Consider the following 21965-nt stretch of genomic DNA (forward strand, 5'->3'; position numbering starts at 1 on the left):
GAAGCAACAGCATGAGCACTCCCGTCATCACCAGCCTGCTGGACACCGACCTCTACAAGTTCACGATGTGGCAGACCCTGCTGCATCGCCATCCGCAAACCCAGGCCGAGTACCGCTTCGTCTGCCGCAACCAGCCGGGCTACCCGCTGGCCGAGTTGAAGGCCGACGTCGAGCGCGAGCTGGAGGCGCTGTGCAGCTTGAGTTTTCGCGCCGATGAGCTGGCCTATGTGAAGGGCCTGCGCTTCATCAAAAGCGACTTCGTCGATTTCTTGCGCATCTTCAAGTTCCAGCGCGATTTCGTCGAAGTGACGACCGACGGCGCCCAGCTCAACATCGTCGCCCGCGGCCCGCAGGTGCATGTGATGGGCTTCGAGATCCCGGTGCTGGCCATCGTCAACGAGCTCTACTTCCGCCGCCTGGATACCCCCGCCGTGCGCGCTGAAGGCCAGCGCCGCCTGGACGACAAGATCGCCGCGCTGCAGGCCTTCGCGGCCGAGCCGCGGCCGCAGCGCCATCCTTTCGACCTGTTCGACTTCGGCCTGCGCCGCCGCTTCTCGGGCGCCTGGCAGCGCGAGGTGGTGACCCAGCTGCGCGACGCCTTGCCCCAGCATTTCAAGGGCAGCTCCAACGTGCTGCTGGCCAAGGAGCTGGGCCTGGTGCCCATCGGCACCATGGCCCACGAATACCTGCAGACCTACCAGGCCCTGGGCACGGTGCGCCTGCGCGACCACCAGAAGGCCGCGCTGGAAGACTGGGTGCAGGAGTACCGCGGCGACCTCGGCACGGCGCTGACCGACGTCGTCGGCATGGATGCCTTCCTGGCCGACTTCGATCTCTACTTCGCCAAGCTCTTCGACGGCTTGCGCCACGACAGCGGCGACCCGGTCGCCTGGGGCGAGAAGGCGCTGGCCCACTACGCCAAGCTGCGCATCGACCCGCACACCAAGCGCCTCGTCTTCAGCGACGGGCTGACCGTCACCAAGGCCATCGAGCTGTATCGTCATTTCGCTGATCGGGTGCAGGTCGGCTTCGGCATCGGCACCCACCTCAGCAACGACTTGGGGCCAACGCCGCTGAACATCGTCATGAAGCTGACCCATGCCAACGGCCAGCCCGTGGCCAAGCTCAGCGACAGCCCCGGCAAGACGCTCTGCGACGACGAGACCTTCCTGGCCTATCTGCGTCAGGTGTTTGGCATCAAGTCATGATGAAGCTCACCCTTGCCCAGCTCAACCTCACGGTGGGTGACGTGACCGGCAACGTGGCCCGCATGGTGGCCGCGGCGCGCCAGGCGGCCTGGGCCGGCTCGCAGCTGGTCGTCTTTCCGGAACTGGCCGTCAGCGGCTACTACCCGGGGGACATGCTGGATGAACCCGCCTTCCTGCGCCAGATCGAAGCGGGCCTGCAGTCGCTGCGCGCGGCCTCGCGCGAGCTGCCCGAGCTGACTTGGGTGTTCGGCGCGCCGCTGACGCGCGAAGGGCCCGGCAAGAAGCTGGAGAACGGTCTGCTGGCGCTCAAGGGTGGTGAGGTGTTGCTGCGTTATGCCAAGCAGCTGCTGCCCACCTACAACATCTTCGACGAGCGCCGCCACTTCGAGCCCGGCCCCGATGTCGCCAAGGTGCTGCGCATCGGCTCGGCCCAGGTCGGCCTGCTGATCTGCGAAGACGGCTGGAATGACGGCGGTGCCGACTATGGCGTCAACCCCTTCGAGCGGCTGCGCGATGCGGCGCCCGACTTCGTCATCAGCATCAACGCCAGCCCCAGCAACATCGGCAAACGCGAGCAGCGCCACCAGGTCTTCGCGTCGGCCTCCCGGCGCAACGGCTTGCCGGTCCTCTACGTCAACCATGTCGGCGGGCATGACCAGCTCGTCTACGACGGCGCCAGCTTCGCCGTCGAGCCCGAGGCAGGCGTCGTCTTCGAGGCGGAGCGCTTCGTCGAGTCGGTCCGCACGCTGGGCTTCGAGGAAGGGCACTTTGTCGAACCGGACGGCAGCCGCCTCGCGCGGCCCGAGCCGGCGGGCCTGAGCGCCATGGCCTTCTACCGCGCCCAGACCGTGCTGGGTCTGCGCGACTACGCCCGCCGCTGCGGCTTCACCAAGGCGGTGGTCGGCAGCTCGGGCGGCATCGACAGCGCGCTGACCCTGGCCCTGGCCGCCGAGGCCCTGGGCGCGGACAACGTGGTCGGCATCACCATGCCGTCCAGCTTCTCGTCCAGCGGCTCGGTGACGGACTCCGAAGCCCTGTGCCGCAACCTCGGCATCCAGCTGCTCAACCACCCCATCCACGCCGCCGTGGAGGCGCTGAAGGCCCAGTTTGCCGACAGCTTCGGCGCGCCCATGCAGGGCCTGACGCTGGAGAACCTGCAGGCCCGCGTGCGCGGCACCATCCTGATGGCCTACTCCAACGCCAACGGCCACCTGCTGCTGACCACGGGCAACAAGAGCGAGGTGTCGGTCGGCTATTGCACGCTGTACGGCGACACCAATGGCGGCCTCGGCCTCATTGGCGACCTCTACAAGACGGAGGTCTTCGCGCTGTCGCGCCACCTGAACGAAGCGGCCGGGCGCGAGCTCATCCCCACGGCCATCATCGAGAAGGAGCCGTCGGCCGAACTCGCGCCGGGCCAGCGCGACAGCGACAGCCTGCCGCCTTACCCCGTGCTGGACGAGATGCTCAAGGTGCTCATCGAAGGCGAACGCCTGGCGGGCGGGGAGCGCGAGGCCGCCGAGGCCCGCATGGCGGCCCTGCGCGCAACGCCCGAGGGCAGGGCGCTGATCGAGCGGATCGCCCGCATGATCCAGCGCAGCGAGTACAAGCGCCGCCAGGCACCGCCGCTGATCCGCTTGCGCGCGAGGGCCTTCGGTCAGGGGCGGCAGATGCCGATCGCGGCGGTTTTTCCGAGCGTGCTGTCATGAGCGAAGTCGCCATCGTCATCGGCCGCTTCCAACCCGTCCACAACGGCCATCTCGCCCTGCTGCGCGCGGCGCTGGCCGAGGCGCCGCGTGTCATCGTCATGCTGGGTTCGGCCCATCAGGCGCGCTCGCCGCGCCACCCCTTCAGCTGGACCGAGCGCGCCGAGATGCTGCGCCTGGCCCTGAGCGAGGAGGAACGCGAACGGGTGGAGGTCGTGCCTTTGCGCGACCTCTACGACGAAGCCCGTTGGGTGCAGGCCGTGCGCGGCGCGGTGCAGCAGCGCGTGGGCAATGCCGACGTGACGCTGGTCGGCCACTTCAAGGACGCCACCAGCGACTATCTGCGCCGCTTCTCGCCGTGGAAGCTGCACAGCCTGCCGCGCCAGCACCGCGTGGACGCGACGGACCTGCGTGCCGCGCTGTTCGAGGCCGAACCCGAGGATTTGGACGGCGTGCTGGCCAGCTGGGTCGACCAGGTGCCGCCGGGCACGCGGTCCTTCATGCAGGCCTGGGCGCATCTGCCGTATCTGGCTGCGCTGCGGCGCGAGTGGGCCATGCTCAAGCGCTACCGTCAGGCATGGGCGGCAGCGCCCTATGCGCCGGTCTTCGTCACCGTCGACCTGGTGCTGCAATGCGCCGGCCATGTGCTGTTGATCCAGCGCGCCCAGGACCCGGGCCAGGGCCTGTGGGCCTTGCCCGGCGGCTTTGTCGAGCCGCGCGACACCCTTTACCAATCGGCGGTGCGCGAGCTGGAGGAGGAGACCGGGCTGCGCCTGCTACCCGAGACGCTGCAGCAGGCGCTGCTGGGCGTGGCCGTGTTCGATCACCCGGACCGCAGCCAACGCGGCCGCACCATCACGCATGCCCATCACTTCGACCTGGGTGAGCGCGAGCTGCCCGAAGTGCAGGGAGCAGACGATGCGGCCCAGGCGCGCTGGGTGCCGGTGGCCGAGTTGGCGGGCATGGAAGAACAGTTCTTCGACGACCACTTCCACATGCTGGACCGTTTCCTGGCCCTGCTGCCGGTGGAATGACTCGTCGCCCAACTTAGTTCAAGGCAGGCGAGCCAGCATCGTGGCCTCGGTCGCCTCGTCCCAGGCCAGCGGGTAGAGGCTTCGTGCCGACGCCAGCGAGTCGGGGTGGCCGCCCCACAGCGCGATCTGCTCGCGGATGGTCGCGAAATCGATGCTCATCAGCACGGCCGGCGCATCGACGCGCGGGTTGTGGCGGGCGGCCGTGTAGGGCACCAGCCCCAGGCAGCGCCGGTAGAAGCCCACATGGCGCGGGTTGACTTCGATGACGAGGCGTTCGCAGCGCGCGCGGCGGTGGGCGTGCAGATAGCCGAGGTGGAAGATCTGGGCCAGCACGCGCTTGGGGTCGTGGGAATGCTTGTCCACGGCCAGGCCGCCGAACTCGCAGAGCTTGACGCCCGCGGCGCGCCATTCGTCCAGTTCGGCCTTGAACAGCAGGTCGGCGTGCAGGCCGCCCTTGCCGTCGAAACGCACGGACAGGGTGCCGACGATCTGGTCGCCGTCGCGCCCGGTGCAGACGATGTCGCCGTCCTGGTTGCGGCTGCTGTAGCGCTCACGCGAGATGACCAGCCCGCGGTCGCCATAGCGGCGCTCGACGAGGCCCAGCGCCTCGCCATCGAGCGCGCCGAAGTCGCTGTTCATGTCCAGCGCAGCGCCCGCAAAGGCGTGGGGCGGCGGGCTGCGCCGCGCTTCAACAACAGGGACCATGGACTGCATCCTTTTCCGCGCTGAATTGCGCGAGCGGCGCAGTCTAGGGAGTCACCCCCCTGAATGGGTGGGGTCTCACAGACCGATACATCGGTGGCATTTGTCTCATGAGATTTCTCACGCGGCGCCGGTTGCGAGGCGTGTCGTTTGTCAGCGCATGTTTCTCGCTGCTGCGGCGACGTCCTACATCAGTGCGGCCCTCGTCGCGCTAACCTGAGCTTGTCTGTTTCTCCCTCCCTGAGCAGACCACTGGTACGGCCTCTCAGGCGTCCCAGCGATTGCAGCCCCGGCCACTGGCCGGGGCATTTTTTTGCCATCCCCCTTTGGAGGGATGCGAGGGGGAGGCACCCCCCAGCACATCGCCCTGCTGCACCCCTAAGGGTGATTTCCGCATGGCCCGCTGCTGCCGAGACTGTCGTTCTCGACAACGGAGCCCGCCATGCAGATTCCCTTCCAGACCCTGGCCCAGGACTCGGTCCTGCAGATTCGCGACGCGATGCGCCGCGTGAAACGCCTGCACGAGACTGGTCCGCAAGAAGCCGTGCCCATCGGCTTCTTCGGCGGCCCGGTCGATCTGCCCAAGCCGGATGCCATGGTGTGGGAAGACACCGAAATCGACGTTCGTCGGGTGGTGCTGTGAGGGCGCTGACGTTGGCGGTCGCCGCCGTCGCTGCAGCCCTGGTTGGCGCCGCACTGCTGGTGATGGCACCGCTGGCCGACGCGAGGCCGCAGCGGCCCAGCGCCGCCGTGGCGGAATTCAAGCGCTCCAACCCTTGCCCGGCGACCGGCCAGACCGCGGGTGTCTGCCCGGGCCATGTGATCGGACACATCGTGCCGACCTGTGCCGATGGCGAGGACGCCGCTGCCAATATGCAGTGGCGCACCGTCGTCGACGCCAGGGACCATGAGGGCTGGCGGCGGCAGTACTGCCGCTTCCACCGGGTCAGGGCGCTTGCTGATGTGGCTTCGCACTGATGTTCCCCGACACATGAAGGAGTGCTCGGAGCTCGCGCGCCTCTGCGTGCCTCACCGTGAAAACCCTGCCCACCGGGGTGGGCAGGGTGTCGGCTAAATTGACAGCGCTGCCTGTCGTTACATCTTTCCATCCAATAAATCAATGGGTTAGCTCAACGGCTCGATAATTGCTTACGGAAACTTACTTTTATCCCGGGGCCGCCTCTGGGACATCAGTGCCTCGTCTTTGCTGGGCGGCGTGATCAAGTCAGTTTCTACCCCCGGAGAACTCACACATGCTTTTCAACAAAACGTTGGCCATTGCGGCCCTTGCAGCGCTGGCCGCCTCCTCGGCCCAGGCCGGCCTCGTGGGCACCACGGTGGACTTCAACGCCTCGGCCACCGGCGCCACACAGATGAAGACCTTCGGGCCGGCCTCTGCCACGGTCGGGGCAGGCGGCGAGTTTGCTGCCTGCGTGGGCCCGTCGGCCAACAACTGCTCGTCGTCCGGCTTATTCGTGGGCATCGACATCTCGAACACGGCGATCACCATCAGCTTTGCAGGCTCCACGAACAGCGCCGCGGGCTCCTTCTTCCTGGACCTGTCCGGCTTTGATGAGTCCATCTCGGCGCTCGCACTGGCCTCGTCGAAGAACCTGGCGGCCGGCGGCCTGGGCAGCTTCAGCTTCACGGACAGCACGGCCAGCTTCCGTTTCGACACTGCCAACTTCTACAACGGTACGAACGCGGCGTTCTACTCCTTCAACATCACGACGGCTGCGCGCGTGCCCGAGCCGGCTTCGCTGGCCTTGGCCGGTGTCGCGCTGCTGGCCTGCGGCGGCGCTGCCCGGCGTCGTCGCGGCTGACGCCGCGCCCACGCTTTCGCCCCCCAGGGCGCCCGGCTTCGGCCCGGCGCCTTTTGTTTTGCCGCAACGACCGCGGCGTCCTTATGTGGCCCTAACGCGGTGCCGCCGAGAGTGCAGGCTCCTTCACAACAGTGGCCTCACATGGACATCCTGTCCTTCCCCGTCGTTCACCCCTGGCTGACCGCCCTCGTGGTCGCAGCCCTGCTGGCCCTGGTCTTCTACAAGCGCACGCTGCGCCTGTTCGGTTTCGTCATCGTGCCCGACGATTCCATCGGCACCGTCACCAAGGGCTTCGTGCTGTTCGGCAGCCACCGCGAACTGCCGCCTGGCCGCATCGTCGCGCTGTTCGGCGAAGCCGGCCTGCAGGCCGACACGCTGGCCCCCGGCCTGCACCTCGGCCTGTGGCCGTGGCAGTACGAGGTCGAGCTGGTCAAGTTCACCGTCGTGCCCGATGACGCCATCGGCATCGTCGAAGCCTGCGACGGCGCGCCGCTGCCGGACGGCCGCGTGCTGGCCCGCCATGTGGCCTGCGACAACTTCCAGGACGCCCGCGCCTTCCTCGCCAGTGGCGAGCGTGGCCTGCAGACCAGCGTCGTGCCCCCCGGTGCCTGGCGCATCAACACGCTGCTGTTCACCGTGCGCCTGGAGCGCATGACCATCATCGAGCCCGGCAAGATCGGCATCGTCGAGGCGCGCGACGGCCGCCCGCTGGCCGGTGGCCGTGTCATCGGCCGCGCTGTGGCCTGCGACAGCTTCCAGGACGCCCGTGCCTTCATGGACGGCGGTGGCGAGCGTGGCCCGCAGATGAGCGTCATTCCCCAAGGCAAGTACCGCATCAACCCCGGCCTGTTCAAGGTCGCGCAGGTGCAGGTCACCGACGTGCCCGACAACAAGGTCGGCATCGTGACGACGCGCGAAGGTGCGTCCCTGACCACCGGTGAGATTGCCGGCCCCGAAGTGCCCGGCCACAACCTCTTCCAGGAGCCCCAGGCCTTCGTCAATGCCGGCGGCACCAAGGGCCTGCAGGAGCAGGTGCTGCTGGCCGGCCGCTACTTCATCAACCCGATGTTCGCCACCGTCGAGATCATCGACATGACCGAAGTGCCCATCGCCTCCGTCGGTGTCGTCGTCGCCTTCGTCGGCACGCCCGGCGTGGACGTCACGGGCGAGGGCTTCCGCCACGCCAACATGGTCCGCCGCGGCGAGAAGGGCGTCTGGGTGGATGTGCTCGACCCCGGCAAATACGCCATCAACACCTACACCCACAAGGTGCGCGTGGTGCCCACGGCCAACGTCGTGCTGAACTGGGCCACCGGCAAGACCGAGGCCCACAAGCTGGACGCGAATCTCTCGACCATCACCGTGCGCTCGGCCGACGGCTTCACCTTCAACCTGGACGTGAGCCAGATCATCCACATCCCGCGCAATGACGCGCCCAAGGTCATCGCCCGCTTCGGCAGCATGGAGGCCCTGGTCACGCAGGTGCTGGAGCCCACCATCGGCAACTACTTCCGCAATGCCGCGCAGAACTCTGACGTCATCGACTTCCTGAAGAAGCGCAGCGAGCGTCAGGCCGAAGCCAAGGCCGCGATTGCCGCGGCGCTGAAGGCCTACGACGTCGGTGCCGTCGAGACGCTGATCGGCGACATCGTGCCGCCCGCCGAGCTGATGAAGACGCTGACCGACCGCAAGCTGGCCGAACAGGAGAAGGTCACCTTCACGATCCAGATGGAAGCGCAGGGCGTGCGCCAGCAGCTCGAGCAGGCCACGGCCCTGGCCCGCACCCAGGCCCAGGTGGTGGACGCCGAGCGCAAGGTGGCGATGGCCGAGTTCAACGCTCAGGCGGCGGTGAAGACGGCCGACGGTGCGGCGCGCTCCAAGAAGATCACGGCCGAGGCCGACGCCGAGGTCACGCGTGTCACCGGCCAGGCCGAAGCTGGTCGCACCTTGGCCATCGGTGAAGCCGAGGCCGAGGTCATCCGCCAGAAGATCGGCTCCATGGAGTCGGGCAACTACGCCATCGTGCAGGTCGCCCAGGCCCTGGCCGGCGCCGGCGTGCAACTGGTGCCCGAAGTGCTGGTGGCGGGCGGTGCGCAAACGGGCGGGCAGGGCGGCACGCTGGTGGACGTGCTGCTGGCCGGCCTGGTGAAGGACCGCCTGGCCAGGCCGGAGCCGGCCCAGGTCGTCGTGGAGGCCACCTAAACTGCGCCGCCCATGATTCCCCGCCCCATCGTCCAGTTCCTGCCCTGGATTGCCACCGGTTCGCTGATGGCGCTCGCCTGGGTGGGCTGGAAGCTGCGCCAGGCCTGGGAGGGCCTGCGCGCCGCGCAGCGGGCCGCCCAGCTGGAACGCGCCCTGCGCGAGTTCGGTGACCTGATGCGCGATGCCGACCAGCCCGAGGTGCATGTGCACGAGTTGCTGCAGGCCCTGGCCGGCAACACCGGCCTGGCCACCGCGGCGCTGCTGCGGCCGTCGCCGGGTGCGCAGGACATCGTCGTCGGCGAGCCCGATGCCAATGCGCTGGCCGGCCTGCAGTTGTGCGCCGACAGCGGCCGGGCGCTGGGCCCCGGCACGGCCCACCATGCCGAGGAGCCCGACCTCTATCTGCCGCTGCGCGGCCGCGATGCGGCCCTGGGCGCCGTGACGCTGCGCGGCCTGGGCACCGAGGCCTTGGCCATCGACCAGCTCGCCCATGCCCAGGCCCTGTGCGACCAGATGGGCCTGGCCCTGCAGCGCCGCCGCGTGCAGGACGAGGCCCGGCTGGCCGGCGAACTGGCCGAGACCCAGTCCACCCGCAACGCCATGCTGGCCGCCATCTCTCACGACTACCGCACGCCGCTGGCCACCATCATGGGCTCGGCCTCGGCCCTGCAGACCCAGGGCGACAGGCTGACGGCGGCCCAGCGCAGCGAGCTGGCCAGCCGTATCGTCGACGAGACGGCCCGCCTCGTGCGCCTGACCGACAACACCCTGCAGCTGGCCCGGCTGGGCGCGCCGGGCGTGGCCCTGCGCTGCGACTGGGAGTCGGCCGAGGAGATCGTCGGTGCGGCCCTGCGCCGCGTGCGCCGCCGGCCGGACGGCGAGCGCGTGAAGGCGCGCATCGAGCCGGGGCTGCCGCTGCTGTGGTGTGATGCGGCCCTGATGTCTCAACTGCTGGACAACCTCGTCGACAACGCGCTGAAGTACAGCCCGGCCACGGCGCCGGTCGAGCTGGTGGTGCGTCGCCTGGGCGGCGAGGCCCTGTTCGCCGTGCGCGACCGCGGTCCGGGCATTGACCCGGCCTGGCGCGACCGCGTCTTCGATGCCTTCCAGCGCGGCGACCTGGCCGCCTTTTCGCAACGCCCGCCGGGCTCGGGCGTGGGCCTGGCCTTGTGCCGCGCGATTGCCGAGGCGCATGAGGGCTCCTTGAGCCTGCGCCCGCGCGGCCATGGCGGCTGCAGCTTCGAGTTGCGTCTGCCGCTGCGTGCGGTGCCCGAGTTGCCGGAGGCCGCCGGATGAAACTCCTGCTTGTCGAAGACGACCGCGAACTGCGCGTGACGCTGCGCGAGGCCCTCGCCGTGGAGGGCTACGAGGTGCTGACCGCCGCCAGCCTCGCCGACGCCATGGCCCAGCTCGCCCATGCCGGCCACCTGGACGCCGTGCTGCTCGACCTCGGCCTGCCCGACGGCGACGGTGAGGAGCTGCTGCAGGTCCTGCGCCGCGACCGCTCGACGCCCTTGATCGTCATCTCGGCCCGCCAGGTCGAGGGCCAGAAGATCCGCCTGCTCGATGCCGGGGCGGACGACTATCTCGTCAAGCCCTTCGGCATCGGCGAGCTGCTGGCGCGGCTGCGCGTGGCGCTGCGCCACCGTGGCACCGTCGCCCAGCCGGCCATCACGATGTACCGCCGTGCCGGCCTGGAGGTCGACCTGGCCGCCCACCGCGTACGTCGCGACGGTGTCGACGTGCGCTTGACGCCCACCGAATTCAAGCTGCTGGCCCGCCTGGTGCGCCAGGCCGGCCAGGTCGTCACCCACCGCCGCCTGCTGGCCGACGTCTGGGGCCCGGACGACACCGAGCAGACCCACTACCTGCGCCTTTACATGGGCCAGTTGCGCGCCAAGCTGGAGGTCGAGCCTGCCGAGCCCTGCGTGCTGCTGACGGAGCCGGGCGTGGGCTACCGCATCGCCGAACCGAATTGATCTCCCTCGTGCAAGTCACCCACTGGATCCCCGTCGACGGCGCCGAGCTGGCCGTCGAATACCGCCCCCACGACGATGGCCGCGCGCCGCTGGTCTTTTTGCATGCCGGCGTCACCGACGGCCGGTTGTGGGACGGCGCCATGGCTGCCGCGGCTGGCCTGCGGTCGGCGCTGCGCATGGACCGCCGCGGCTTTGGCCAGACTCGTGTCACCGTCGCCCGCCCGCACGCCTGGGTGAGTGACCTGCGCGCCGTGCTGGACGCGCTGCGGCTGGATCGCGTGGAGCTGGTGGGCTGCTCGCTGGGCGGCCGCATCGCCATCGACTTCGCGCTGGCTTCGTCCGATCGCGTGGCCGGCCTGACGCTGGTGGCGCCTGCCGTCACCGGCGCACCCGACCCCACGCCCGAGCTGGATGCCGCCAGCCGTGAGTTGAACGACGCCACCCAGGCCGCCCGCGCCGCTGGCCAGCTCGACGAGGTCAACCGCCTGCAGGCCCGCCTGTGGCTGGATGGCCCCGGCCAGCCCGAAGGCCGGGTCGGCGGCGCCGCGCGCGAGCTGTTCCTGGCGATGAACCGCATCGCGCTGCACGCGCCTGCCATCGGCGAGCTGCAGCCCGCGCCCGACGCCTGGCCGCGGCTGGAGCAACTGGCCGTGCCCACGTGCGTGGTGTGCGGCGACCTGGACCTGCCTTATCTGGTGCAGCGCTGCCGGCAGATGGCCGCGCGCATCCCTGGTGCGCGCCACGTGGCGCTGCCGGGGACGGCCCACCTGCCGTCGCTGGAAGCGCCGGAAGCCTTCACCCGCGTGATGCAGGACGCCGGGCTGCTGGGCCGCTGACGACAGCTCAGCGCGGCGGCTTCACGCCGGCCAGGTGCATGCCGCTGTCCAGCATCAGCAGCTCACCGGTGACCGTGCGGGCGCCGTCCACCAGCCAGACGATGGCTTCCGCCACGTCCTCGGGGGAGCAGGCGCGCTGCAGCGGCACGCCGGCTTCATAGGCCTTCAGGCCCGCCTCGTAGCCCGCTTGCCCCACGCCCTGCACGAACCAGCGTGACGTGATGAGGCCGGGGCACACGGCGTTCACGCGCACGGCGGGCGCCAGGGACCGGGCCAGGTGCAGCGTCATCGCGTTGATGGCGCCCTTGGACGCGATGTAGGGCATGGACGAGCCCACGCCCAGCGCGCCGGCCACCGACGACACGTTGACGATGCAGCCCTGCGCGGCCTTCAGCGCGTCGACGCAGGCGCGCACCATCTGGAAGCTGCCCAGCGTGTTGACGGCCAGGATGCGCTGGAAGGTGTCGGCGTCCAGCGCGTCCCAGTCGGCCGCGGCGCCGAACACCGACACGCCGGCGTTGTTCACCAGGGCGTCGATGCGGCCCCAGCGCTCCAGCGCGGCCTGCGCCAGCGCGCGGCAGTCGCCGTCCTGCGCCACGTCGCCCTGCTTCACGAGCACGTCGGCCCCGGCCGCACGGCAGGCCGCGGCGCAGGCTGCGGCCTCGTCCGCGCTGCGCGAGTAGTTGATCAACAGGTCGTAGCCCTTGCCGGCCAGCATCAGCGCCGTGGCGGCGCCGACACCCGTGCCGCCGCCGGTGATCAGTGCGACCTTGCCTGCCCTGGCCATGCGTCTTCTCCAGCCGCCTCAGGCCTTCTTCGCCGTCAGCTGGTCCTTCAGCGGCAACTGCCGGATGCGCTTGCCCGTCGCCGCGAAGATCGCGTTCATCAGCGCCGGTGCGATGGGCCCGATGGCCGGCTCGCCGACGCCGCCCAGCGGTTCGTCGTAGCCCTTGCTCGGCATGATGTGCACGGCGATCTTCTTGGGCGCGATATTGAGCCTTGCGATCTCGTAGTCGTGATAGTTGCTCTGCTCGACGCGGCCGTTCTTGAAGGTGATCTCGCTGTACAGCGCCTGGCTCAGGCCCATGATGCAGGCGCCTTCGACCTGGGAGCGGATGCGGTCCGGGTTGATGGCCGGGCCGCAATCCAGCGCCACGTCGATGCGCGGGATGCTGAGCTCGCCCTTGGGCGACACGCGCACCTCGACGATGACGGCCATATAGGTCACGAAGCTGTAGTTGGCCGCCAGCCCAAGGCCCTGGCCCTTGGGTAGCTTGCGGCCCCAGCCGGCCTCCTTGGTGACGCGCTCGATGCAGCCGCGCAGCCGGCCGGTGTCGACCGGGTAGAGCTTGGGCGACTCGCCATGGTTCCAGCCGTCGCCCAGTTGCGGCGGCGGGATCTGCGCCGGCGGGCCGAGCAATTCCAGCAGGAAGTCGCGGTGGTCGCGCTTGGCGGCGTGGGCCAGTTCGGCGACGAAGGACTGGGCCGCGAAGGCATGCTGGATGTTGTTGACGGAGCGCAGCCAGCCGATGCGGGTATGCGCCGTCGCGGCCGGGTTCTCGATGCGCACGTTCGGGATCGCATAGGGCAGGTTGATCAGCCCCAGGCCCAGTTCGAACTCCGCCAACTGCTTGGGGTCGGGGGCGAAGATGGACAGGATGGTCGGCTCGGCCGCGCGCTGCAGCCAGGCGGTGACCCGGCCCTTGGCGTCCAGCCCCGCTTCCAGGTGCTGGGCGGTGACGGTGTGGAAATAGTCGTGATGCAGGTCGTCTTCGCGCGTCCAGGTCAGCTTGACCGGCACGCCCTGCATGGCCTGCGACACCAGCGCCGCCTCGACGGCGAAGTCGGGCTTGGACTTGCGGCCGAAGCCGCCGCCGAGCAGCGTCACGTTGACCGTCACCTTGGCCAGGTCCAGGCCGAGCCGCTGGGCGACCCGCTCGCGCGCGGCCTGCGGCGACTGCACCGAGGTCCAGACCTCGCAGCGGCCGTCCACGATGCGCGCGGTGGCGGCCGGCGGCTCCATCGTCGCGTGCGCGAGATGAGGCACGTAGTAGTCCGCCGCCACGCGCCTGGCGGCCTTGCCCAGGGCGGCTTCGGCGTCGCCGTCATTGCGCACCACCTTGCCGCCCGGCTTGGCCACGGCGGCCTCCAGTTCCTTGCGGAAGGCGGCCGAGTCATAGCTCGCGTGCGGGCCATCGTCCCAGACGATCTTCAGCGCCTCGCGGCCCTTCATCGCGGCCCAGGTGTCCTTGGCCACGACGGCCACGCCGCCCAGCGGCTGGAACTCCGACGGCGGCGGCGTGCCCGCCAGTTCGATGACCTTGACGACGCCCGGCACCTTCAGCGCCTCGGAAGAGTCGACGGACTTGAGCTTGCCGCCCAGCACAGGTGGCCGCGCGACGACGGCATACAGCATGCCCGGCAGCCGCGTGTCGATGCCGTACTGCGACTTGCCGGTGACGATGACCTCGGCGTCCACCAGGTGGCTGTCCTGCTTGCCGATGTAGCGAAAGTCTTTCGGGTCCTTGAGCCTGAGCTTGTCGCGGGCCGGCACGTCCAGCCTGGCGGCGGCCTCGGCGAGTGCGCCATAGCCCAGCGAGCGGCCGCTGGCCTTGTGCGTGACGGCGTGGTTGCCGGCCTGTACCTCGGCCACCGGTACGCCCCAGGCCTGGGCCGCAGCCAGCTCCAGCATGGCGCGCGCGGCGGCGCCGCAGCGGCGCATGGGCATGAACCAGTGCCGCATGCTGCGTGAGCCGTCGGTGTCCTGGTTGCCGTATTTGTCCTCGTCGCCCGGGGCCTGCACGACCTTGACGCGCGCGAAGTCGGCCTCCAGCTCGTCGGCCAGCACCTTGGGCAGGCTGGTGCGCACGCCCTGGCCCATCTCGGAGCGGTTGACGACGATGCTGACCGTGCCGTCGGGCGCGATCGCCACGAAGGTGCGCGGGCTGTCCTGGATGCCGTGGGGCATGCCGTCGCCGCCGTATTTCTTGGGTTCATCGGCGCCCGCCATGCCGGGCAGGCCGACGGCGAGCACCAGGCCCGTCAAGGGCAGGGCGCTCAGCAGCGCGCGGCGGCTCAGGCCCGTGTCACTCAGCAGCTGCTGGGGAATGAAGGCGTTCATGCGGCACCGCCTTCCAGGCCGGCGGCCGTCTTGATGGCGCTGCGGATGCGCGTGTAGGTGCCGCAGCGGCAGAGGTTGCCACTCATGGCCGCGTCGATGTCGGCGTCGGTCGGCTTGGGTTTGTGCTCCAGCAGGGCCGTCGCGCTCATGATCTGACCCGCCTGGCAGTAGCCGCACTGCGGCACGCCGAGCTTGACCCAGGCGTGCTGAACGGCCTGGCCGGTCTTCGTCGCGCCGACGCCCTCGATGGTCACGACGCGCTTGCCCGCCGCGGCGGACAGCGGCGTCTGGCAGGCGCGCACCGGCTGGCCGTCCAGGTGCACCGTGCAGGCACCGCACAGCGCCAGTCCGCAACCGAACTTGGTGCCGGTCATGCCGAGGTGGTCGCGCAGCACCCACAGCAGCGGCGTCTCGTCGCTGGCCTCCACCGTCGTCGACTGGCCATTGATCTGCAATGTCGTCATCGAAGTCTCCGTGTTTGTTTGGACCTGCTCCGAGCCTCGGGGCCGGCCGATTATTCGAGGATTGGGCGCGGCGTGCACGTGACGCGGAAAAGCCCTGCCGGGCCAAGGCCGGGCAGGGCTTTTGGAGGCTTGAGGCTCAGAAGCGATAACGGACGCCGGCGCTGAAGAGGTTGGCGCGCATCTTGTTCGAGACCTGACCGAAGTGGTCGAAGTCGGCCGTCAGCGCGAGCGCGTTCGTCAGCTGGTACTCGGCGCCGATGCCCCACATGAAGGAGCGCTTGGAACCCGTCATGTCGGCCGCTACCGGCAGCACGTTGCTGCCGCTGGCCCTGCCGAAGGAGACGCCGGCCTTGCCGGTCAGCGCGAAATCGCTGGACAGCGGCAGGCGGCTGGTGGCGGCGACGTAGAGGCTGCGGGCCTTCACGGTTTGCGAGACCGCGTTGTTGCCGACGGTCAGGGTCTCCACGGCGTTGCCCAGGCGCACATAGCCGGCTTCGACACCCAGGCGATCGCTGAAGCGATAGCCGCCATAGACCTTGCTGGCCTGGGCGGATTCGTCGCTGCCGGTCTTGGGCAGGCCGAGGTTCTTGGCCGAGAACGAGGTGCGGCCGAGGGCGGCGCCGACGTAGGGGCCGGATTCCTGCGTGGTGGTGTCCGTGTTGCCGGCCCAGGCCGAGGAGATGGCGAGCATGCAGAGCAGGGGCGTGGCGAGTTGGATGCGGTTCATGGTGTTTCCTTGGAGTTGTCGAAGCGGATGAAGAGGTGGCCGGGCTGCCGTGCTTCGCATTTCGGTGCCGGCGGCCGAGTTGTGTTTCGGCGCCAATGCAGTGTCGAAATCGCAGATGAACCGAAGCCAAAGCCTTTCTGAAGGCTTCATGAACGGGCACCATTCGCACGCCGCTTCAGGCTTTCTTCATCTACGGCCGCTCCAATCCTTGGCATGAACATCCTGTTGGTTGAAGACGATCTCGAACTGGGCAATGGCGTGCGCATCGCGCTTGAAGACCAGGGCCTGGCGCTGCTCTGGGTGCGCCGCCTGGGCGATGCGCTGCAGGCGCTGGACAGCCGGCCCTTCGACCTCGTGCTGCTGGACCTGGGCCTGCCCGACGGCGACGGCCTGACGTTGCTGGCCCGCCTGCGCCGCGAGGGCGAGACGACGCCCGTGCTCATCCTGACCGCGCGTGATGCGCTGGCCGACCGGCTCGCGGGCCTGGACCGCGGCGCGGACGACTATCTCGTCAAGCCCTTCGCGCTGGCCGAGCTGGTGTCGCGCGTGCGGGCGCTCGCGCGTCGCAGCTACGGCATGGCGGGCGAGACGCTGGAGGTGCGCAAGCTGGCGCTGCACACGGCGACGATGCGGGTCACCGTCGACGGCAAGCTTGCTGAGCTGTCGCGCAGCGAGTTCGACCTGCTGAACCTCTTGATGAAGCGTGCCGACCGCGTGCTGACGCGCCGCATGCTCGAGGAGCAGGTGCTGCCCGGCGGCGCCAACAACGAGAGCAATGTGCTGGACGTGCACATCTCCAATCTGCGCCGCAAGATCGGGCCGGGCTATATCCGCACGGTGCGCGGCGTCGGCTATGTCATCGACCGCATCGACAGCGCCGGGGAGCCGGGCTGATGTGGGCCCGTCTGCGCAGGCTGCTGTTCTCGTCGCTGGTGGGGCGCCTGGTGCTGGCCCAGATGGCCCTGGTGCTGCTGCTGTGGGGCAGTGCCTGCGCCTATCTGATCCACGACACCGCGCGCTACGACGAGATCCTCGAGCCCCGGCTGGCCAGCCCGCGGGCGGACATGATCCTGGCCGTCGTCGATGCGCTGGCCGACCAGCCCGACAAGCTGGCCGCCGCGCTGAAGCGCATCGACGTCTTCCAGCGCCGCGAGAGCCACGAGGAAGACGACCCCGCCCTGCGCCAGACCATGGTGGTGTGGAAGGGCGACAGGCTGGTCTACGCGTCGCCAGGCGAGCCCGGCGTGCTGCGCACGCTGAAAAACCGCCAGCTGGAGAAGCTGGAAGTCGACGGCACGCCCTGGCGCACCTACAGCCAGGCCTCCGACGTGTCCGACGCCCGCGTCACGCTGATCCGCTCGGGTCACACGATGAAGATCATCTTTGCGCTGGGCTCGCGCGGCATCCTGATCCTGCCGCTGCTGATCAGCCTGCCTTTCCTGGTGTTGCCGGCCTGGCTGTCGGTGCGCCTGGCGCTGCGGCCGTGGCGGCGTTTCTCCGAGGAGATCTCGTCGCGGGGCCCGGATGACCTCGCGCCGCTGCAGTTCGGCAGCAGCTACAGCGAGCTGCGCCCGCTGTCCAAGGCGGTGAACCAGCTGCTGGCGCGCGTGGCGGCCAGCGTGGAGCGTGAGCGCAGCTTCATCGCCGACGCGGCGCATGAGATGCGCACGCCGCTGGCGGCCATGCGCATCAACGTCGAGGCCCTGCGCAGCCACCGTGACAACCCGCGCGACCAGGAACTGCTGGACGGCCTGGTGCGCAGCAGTGTGCGCACCAGCCGCCTGGTGGCGCAGCTGCTGGGCCTGATGCGCAGCGACGCCGCACGGCCGCTGAGCGAGCGGGTGCGCCTGAGCCTGGCCGAACTGGTGCAGGAGAGGCTGGCGGCCTTGAGCGGCCTGGCGCGCCAGGGCCGTATCGAGCTGGAGCTGCGTGCTCACACCGAAGGCATGGTCGACGGCGAGCGCGAGGGCCTGACGTCGCTGATCGACAACCTGGTCGAGAACGCGATCAAGTATTCGCCCGCGGGTTCCAGCGTGGAGCTCGGCCTGATCGAGCAGGGCGCGGAGCTGCTGCTGTGGGTCGAGGACACCGGCCCCGGCATCCCCGAGGACCTGCATGGGCGCGTCTTCGACCGCTTCTTCCGCGTACCCGATCAGGCCCAACCTGGCAGCGGCCTGGGCCTGGCCATCGTCAAGGCGGTGGCCGACCGCCACGGCGTTGCGCTGCGCCTGTCGCGCGGCGCCGACGGCCAGGGCCTGCGTGTCGAGTTGCGCTTTGCGCTGGCGGTCTGATCAGGCTTGCAGCAGTTGGGCCAAGGCCAGCGCGAAGGCGTGGGCGTCGCCCGGCCAGCGAGCGCTGAGGTAGTTGCCGTCGCGGACGGTGAAGCCGCGGCCGAGATGCGCCGGGTCGTCGCGCAGCAGCGGCGGCGGACCGGTGTCGAAGTCCTGCGGCCTGGCCAGCAGGGACTGCACTTCGGTCTGCAGCGGCGTGGCATAGGTGCGGTAGTAGCTGCCCAGCCAGGCCGCCGTCATCAGCCAGGCGGTCATCTCCTGCTGTTTCGTCAGGCCGGTGGTGCGCCGACCATGCAGCACGGACTTGCCGTCGGCACGCCTGGATCGGGCCACCAGCAGCACGCCGTGGCAGATGGCGGCCACCGGCTTGTCGGCCGCGAACTGAGCCGCCACCAGGGCCTGCAGCCGGAGTGACTCCAGATAGACCTTCATGCCCGGCGCATGGCCACCGGGCAGCAGCAGGGCGTCGACGCTGCTGGCGTCGATGTCGTCATAGCGGACCGGTTGCCGGAAGGCCTCGCTCTGCACCATCGCCGCATGGGCATCGCGGGCGTTGGCATCGGCCCGCAGCGCGCCTTTCCAGACGCCCAGACCGTTGCCGTCCAGCATGCGCGGATCCGCCTGGGCGGGGCGGCCGTCGGGCGTCGCGAAGCGGATGTCGTGGCCGCTTGCGCTGAGCAGCCGCCAGGGGATGGCGGCCTCGGACGGGTCGTAGTCCTGGGCGGGCAGGGGGATGAGGATGCGAGCCATGTTGAGCATCCTAAAGACAGAAGGGTGACTATGCTGCTAGGCTGCCCCGCGCCCGCCAGCGGTGGCGGATGGGAGCAAGCGGCATGGCGGAATTGACGGTCAACGGCAAGCGGATGCAGTTCGAGGCGGAAGCCGACACGCCGCTGCTCTGGGTGCTGCGTGAGCAGCTCAGTCTCACGGGCACCAAGTACGGTTGCGGTGTCGCGCAATGCGGCGCCTGCACGGTCCACATCGACGGCGCGCCGGTGCGCAGCTGCGTGATGCCGGCTTCGGCGCTGACAACGGCGCAGAAGATCACCACCATCGAAGGCCTGGCACCCAACGCCTCGCACCCGCTGCAGAAGGCCTGGGACGCGCTGGACGTGCCGCAGTGCGGCTTCTGCCAGAGCGGCATGTTGATGGCCGCCGCGGCGTTGCTCAAAGCCAAGCCCAAGCCGACCGATGCCGATATCGATGCGGCCATGACCAATATCTGCCGCTGCGGCACCTACAACCGCGTGCGGGCCGCCATCCACCTGGCCGCCGGCCAGGTGCAGCGCAAGCAGATCCCCATCGTCATCGAGGGAGGCCAGGCATGAGCGCGGTTCTCTCACGCAGGTCCTTCCTGCACACCACCTCGGCCGCGGCCGGCGGCTTGATGGTGGGCTTCCATGTGCCCGGTCTCGCCCAATCGGCAGGGACGCCCGAGCTGAACGCCTGGGTGCAGGTCTTGCCCGACGAAACCACCGTCATCCGCATCGCGCGGTCCGAGATGGGGCAGGGCACGCTGACTGGCCTGGCCCAGCTCGTGGCCGAGGAGCTGGAGTGTGACTGGAGCAAGGTCAAGACCGAGTACCCGACGCCCGGCCAGAACCTCGCGCGCAACCGCGCCTGGGGCAGCATGAGCACCGGCGGCAGCCGCGGCGTGCGCGAATCGCATGAGTATGTGCGCAAGGGCGGCGCGTTGGCGCGGGCCCTGCTGATCCAGGCGGCGGCCAACCAGTGGCAGGTGTCGGTCGTCGAATGCGCCACCAACTCGGGCTGGGTGACCCACGCCGGCAAGAAGCTCAGCTATGGCCAGCTCGCTGCCGAGGCCGCCAAGCTGGCCGCACCGGCCGACATCCAGCTCAAACCCGCCAAGGACTGGAAGCTGGCCGGCCGGCCGATGAAGCGGCTGGACACCAAGCCCAAGCTGGACGGCTCGCTGGTCTACGGCATGGACCTGCAGCTGCCCGGCATGCTGAACGCGGCCATCAAAGACTGCCCCGTTTTTGGCGGCAAGCTGAAGAGTTTCGACGCCGCGGCCATCGAGGGCCGGCCCGGCGTGAAGAAGGTCGTCAAGGTCGGCGACTCGGCAGTGGCCGTCGTGGCCGACACCTGGTGGCGGGCCAAGACGGCTCTGGAGGCCTTGCCCATCGTCTGGGACGAGGGCGCCAATATCAGCCAGAACAGCGCCGACACGGCGGCCACGCTGAAGGCAGCACTGGACGCGCCCGAGGCCGCAGTCGGCAGCAGCCAGGGCGATGTGAAGGCGGCGCTGGCCGGTGCCGCGAAAAGGGTCGAAGCCGTCTACAGCTACCCGCACCAGAACCACGCAACCATGGAGGTGATGAACGCCACCGCGCTCATCACGCCTGCAAAGCCCGGGACGCCTGAGCGCTGCGAGGTCTGGACGCCGACGCAGAACGGTGAAGCCGCATTGGCCGCGGCGAGCGAGGCTTCGGGCCTGACGCCGGCGCAGTGCGAGGTCTACAAGCTGCATCTGGGCGGCGGCTTCGGCCGGCGCGGCGCCGTGCATGACTGGGTGCGCCAGGCCGTGGCCATCGCCAAGGAACTGCCGGGCACGCCGGTCAAGCTGATCTGGAGCCGCGAGGAGGACATGCTGCATGGCCGCTACCACCCGGTGACCCAATGCAAGCTGACGGCGGGCCTGGACGCGGCTGGCAAGCTGACGGCCCTGCACATGCGCATCTCGGGCCAGAGCATCATCGCGGGCATCTTTCCGCAGAACATCAAGGACGGTAAGGATCCTGTCGTCTTCCAGGGCTTGAACGCTGGTGGTGCGGAAGGCGCGCTCGGCTACGCGGTGCCCAACCTGCTCGTCGACCATGCGATGCGCAACCCGACGGTGCCGCCGGGCTTCTGGCGCGGCGTGAACCTGAATCAGAACGCGGTCTACATGGAGTGCTTCATCGACGAGGTGGCCCATGCCGCCAAGCGCGACCCGCTGGAGCTGCGTCGCGAACTGCTGGCCAATTCGCCCAAGCATCTCGCCGTGCTGAACGCGGTGGCGGCCAAGGCCGGCTGGGGCAAGCCGCGGGCGAAGGGAAGGCATCTGGGCCTGGCCCAGATCATGGGCTTTGGCAGCTATGTGGCGGCCTGCGCCGAGGTGTCGGTCAACAAGAAGGGCGAATTGAAGATCCACCGCATCGTCGCCGCCACCGATCCCGGCCATGCCGTCAACCCGCAGCAGATCGCGGCCCAGGTCGAGGGCAGCTTTGTCTATGGCCTGTCGGCGGCACTGTTCGGTGAGATCACGGTCAAGGACGGCCGCGTCGAGCAGCAGAACTTCGACACCTACCCGGTCGTCAAGATGGAGCACATGCCGGCCGTCGAGACCATCGTCATGCCGTCGGGTGGCTTCTGGGGCGGCGTCGGCGAGCCGACCATCGCGGTCGCCGCACCGGCGGTGTTGAACGCGGTCTTCGCGGCGACGGGCAAGCGCATCCGCGACCTGCCGCTGGCCAAGCACAAGCTGGTGTGATGCGCTGGCTGCTCGCTCTGCTGTGGGCGGCCCATGCGCAGGCCGCCGACGTGGAGCGCGGCCGCGCCCTGGTGGCCGATCGCACCCAGAGCCTGTGCCTGCTCTGCCATGCACTGCACAGTGCGGGCGACGCCAACCAGGGCAATCTCGCGCCGCCGCTGGAGGCTGTGGCGACGCGGCTGGATGCCAAGGGCCTGCGCGAGCGCATTGCCGACATGCGCCGCTTCAACCCGGCCACCGTCATGCCGCCGTTTCGCTCGACCGAGGGCCTGCGTGACGTCGCGCCGGCCTGGCAGGGCAGAGCGGCCCTGACCGAGCAGCAGCTGGACGACATCGTGTCCTACCTGGGCACGCTGGGCAGGCCATGAAGCGGCGCGAG

Annotated in this window: 21 protein-coding genes; 15 read left to right on the forward strand and 6 right to left on the reverse strand. The window is 69.4% G+C overall.

Annotated features, from left to right (window positions below):
• Positions 1-11: 11 nt before the first annotated feature.
• From pncB to AC1DW3_RS24725, 3 genes are read left to right on the forward strand one after another with little or no spacing between them, the layout of a single operon-like run.
• Positions 12-1208 carry a nicotinate phosphoribosyltransferase gene (gene pncB / locus AC1DW3_RS24715; protein WP_477935887.1) on the forward strand — a complete coding sequence of 399 codons (1197 nt, stop codon included), beginning with the start codon at positions 12-14 and terminating at the stop codon, positions 1206-1208.
• Entirely contained in the window at positions 1205-2917 is a 1713-nt protein-coding gene (locus tag AC1DW3_RS24720) for an NAD+ synthase (RefSeq protein WP_477935889.1), read from the forward strand. The genes pncB and AC1DW3_RS24720 overlap by 4 nt, the downstream gene beginning before the upstream one ends.
• Positions 2914-3948, forward strand: coding sequence for a bifunctional nicotinamide-nucleotide adenylyltransferase/Nudix hydroxylase (locus AC1DW3_RS24725; RefSeq protein ID WP_477935891.1), 1035 nt, complete (start codon positions 2914-2916; stop codon positions 3946-3948). Before AC1DW3_RS24720 ends, AC1DW3_RS24725 begins: the two co-directional genes overlap by 4 nt.
• Before the next feature lie 18 nt (positions 3949-3966).
• On the opposite strand, the gene AC1DW3_RS24730 is transcribed toward AC1DW3_RS24725, so the two are convergent.
• Positions 3967-4653, reverse strand: a complete 687-nt coding sequence (locus tag AC1DW3_RS24730; RefSeq protein WP_477935893.1) for an N-acyl amino acid synthase FeeM domain-containing protein — start codon at positions 4651-4653, stop codon at positions 3967-3969.
• Between the two features lie 439 nt (positions 4654-5092).
• Between AC1DW3_RS24730 and AC1DW3_RS24735 the strand changes: the two genes are divergently transcribed.
• The 7 genes from AC1DW3_RS24735 (at position 5093) to AC1DW3_RS24765 (ending at position 11490) form a co-directional block, all read left to right on the forward strand.
• Positions 5093-5293, forward strand: a complete 201-nt coding sequence (locus AC1DW3_RS24735; protein WP_477935895.1) for a hypothetical protein — start codon at positions 5093-5095, stop codon at positions 5291-5293.
• An 11-nt stretch (positions 5294-5304) separates the two neighbouring features.
• The gene (locus AC1DW3_RS24740) at positions 5305-5628 is read left to right on the forward strand and encodes a hypothetical protein (RefSeq protein WP_477935897.1); all 324 of its coding nucleotides are present in this window, start codon (positions 5305-5307) and stop codon (positions 5626-5628) included.
• Positions 5629-5903: 275 nt separating this feature from the next.
• Positions 5904-6473 (forward strand): PEP-CTERM sorting domain-containing protein, encoded by a 570-nt coding sequence (locus AC1DW3_RS24745; protein ID WP_477935899.1) that lies wholly within the window; start codon positions 5904-5906, stop codon positions 6471-6473.
• A gap of 141 nt (positions 6474-6614) precedes the next feature.
• Positions 6615-8675 (forward strand): SPFH domain-containing protein, encoded by a 2061-nt coding sequence (locus AC1DW3_RS24750; RefSeq protein WP_477935901.1) that lies wholly within the window; start codon positions 6615-6617, stop codon positions 8673-8675.
• A 12-nt stretch (positions 8676-8687) separates the two neighbouring features.
• Complete coding sequence (locus tag AC1DW3_RS24755) at positions 8688-9971, forward strand: sensor histidine kinase (RefSeq protein WP_477935903.1); 1284 nt, start codon at positions 8688-8690, stop codon at positions 9969-9971.
• Positions 9968-10654 carry a response regulator gene (locus AC1DW3_RS24760; RefSeq protein WP_477935905.1) on the forward strand — a complete coding sequence of 229 codons (687 nt, stop codon included), beginning with the start codon at positions 9968-9970 and terminating at the stop codon, positions 10652-10654. Before AC1DW3_RS24755 ends, AC1DW3_RS24760 begins: the two co-directional genes overlap by 4 nt.
• Positions 10655-10662: 8 nt before the next feature.
• A complete protein-coding gene (locus AC1DW3_RS24765) occupies positions 10663-11490 on the forward strand; it encodes an alpha/beta fold hydrolase (protein WP_477935907.1) in 828 nt (275 codons plus the stop codon).
• A gap of 7 nt (positions 11491-11497) precedes the next feature.
• Here AC1DW3_RS24765 and AC1DW3_RS24770 read toward each other — a convergent pair whose 3' ends face one another.
• The 4 genes from AC1DW3_RS24770 to AC1DW3_RS24785 all read right to left on the reverse strand — a co-directional run bounded on the left by AC1DW3_RS24770 (position 11498) and on the right by AC1DW3_RS24785 (position 15802).
• Positions 11498-12277: an SDR family NAD(P)-dependent oxidoreductase gene (locus tag AC1DW3_RS24770; protein ID WP_477935909.1), complete on the reverse strand. Its 780-nt coding sequence runs from the start codon at positions 12275-12277 to the stop codon at positions 11498-11500.
• Between the two features lie 18 nt (positions 12278-12295).
• Complete coding sequence (locus AC1DW3_RS24775; protein WP_477935911.1) at positions 12296-14611, reverse strand: xanthine dehydrogenase family protein molybdopterin-binding subunit; 2316 nt, start codon at positions 14609-14611, stop codon at positions 12296-12298.
• Complete coding sequence (locus AC1DW3_RS24780) at positions 14608-15075, reverse strand: (2Fe-2S)-binding protein (protein WP_477935913.1); 468 nt, start codon at positions 15073-15075, stop codon at positions 14608-14610. Before AC1DW3_RS24780 ends, AC1DW3_RS24775 begins: the two co-directional genes overlap by 4 nt.
• A gap of 136 nt (positions 15076-15211) precedes the next feature.
• Positions 15212-15802: an outer membrane beta-barrel protein gene (locus AC1DW3_RS24785; RefSeq protein ID WP_477935915.1), complete on the reverse strand. Its 591-nt coding sequence runs from the start codon at positions 15800-15802 to the stop codon at positions 15212-15214.
• 213 nt (positions 15803-16015) lie between these two features.
• On the opposite strand from AC1DW3_RS24785, the gene AC1DW3_RS24790 reads away from it, so the two are divergent.
• Together AC1DW3_RS24790 and AC1DW3_RS24795 are read left to right on the forward strand one after the other, a co-directional pair.
• Positions 16016-16696 carry a response regulator gene (locus AC1DW3_RS24790; RefSeq protein WP_477935917.1) on the forward strand — a complete coding sequence of 227 codons (681 nt, stop codon included), beginning with the start codon at positions 16016-16018 and terminating at the stop codon, positions 16694-16696.
• Positions 16696-18093, forward strand: coding sequence for an ATP-binding protein (locus AC1DW3_RS24795; RefSeq protein ID WP_477935919.1), 1398 nt, complete (start codon positions 16696-16698; stop codon positions 18091-18093). The genes AC1DW3_RS24790 and AC1DW3_RS24795 overlap by 1 nt, the downstream gene beginning before the upstream one ends.
• Here AC1DW3_RS24795 and AC1DW3_RS24800 read toward each other — a convergent pair whose 3' ends face one another.
• Positions 18094-18843 (reverse strand): type 1 glutamine amidotransferase domain-containing protein, encoded by a 750-nt coding sequence (locus AC1DW3_RS24800; protein WP_477935921.1) that lies wholly within the window; start codon positions 18841-18843, stop codon positions 18094-18096.
• 83 nt (positions 18844-18926) lie between these two features.
• Between AC1DW3_RS24800 and AC1DW3_RS24805 the strand changes: the two genes are divergently transcribed.
• From AC1DW3_RS24805 to soxX, 3 genes are read left to right on the forward strand one after another with little or no spacing between them, the layout of a single operon-like run.
• A complete protein-coding gene (locus AC1DW3_RS24805) occupies positions 18927-19421 on the forward strand; it encodes a (2Fe-2S)-binding protein (RefSeq protein WP_119042024.1) in 495 nt (164 codons plus the stop codon).
• Positions 19418-21586: a xanthine dehydrogenase family protein molybdopterin-binding subunit gene (locus AC1DW3_RS24810; RefSeq protein ID WP_477935923.1), complete on the forward strand. Its 2169-nt coding sequence runs from the start codon at positions 19418-19420 to the stop codon at positions 21584-21586. Before AC1DW3_RS24805 ends, AC1DW3_RS24810 begins: the two co-directional genes overlap by 4 nt.
• Entirely contained in the window at positions 21586-21954 is a 369-nt protein-coding gene (soxX, locus tag AC1DW3_RS24815) for a sulfur oxidation c-type cytochrome SoxX (RefSeq protein WP_477935925.1), read from the forward strand. The genes AC1DW3_RS24810 and soxX overlap by 1 nt, the downstream gene beginning before the upstream one ends.
• Positions 21955-21965 lie beyond the last annotated feature (11 nt).

Source organism: Roseateles sp. P2_H4, assembly GCF_056403315.1.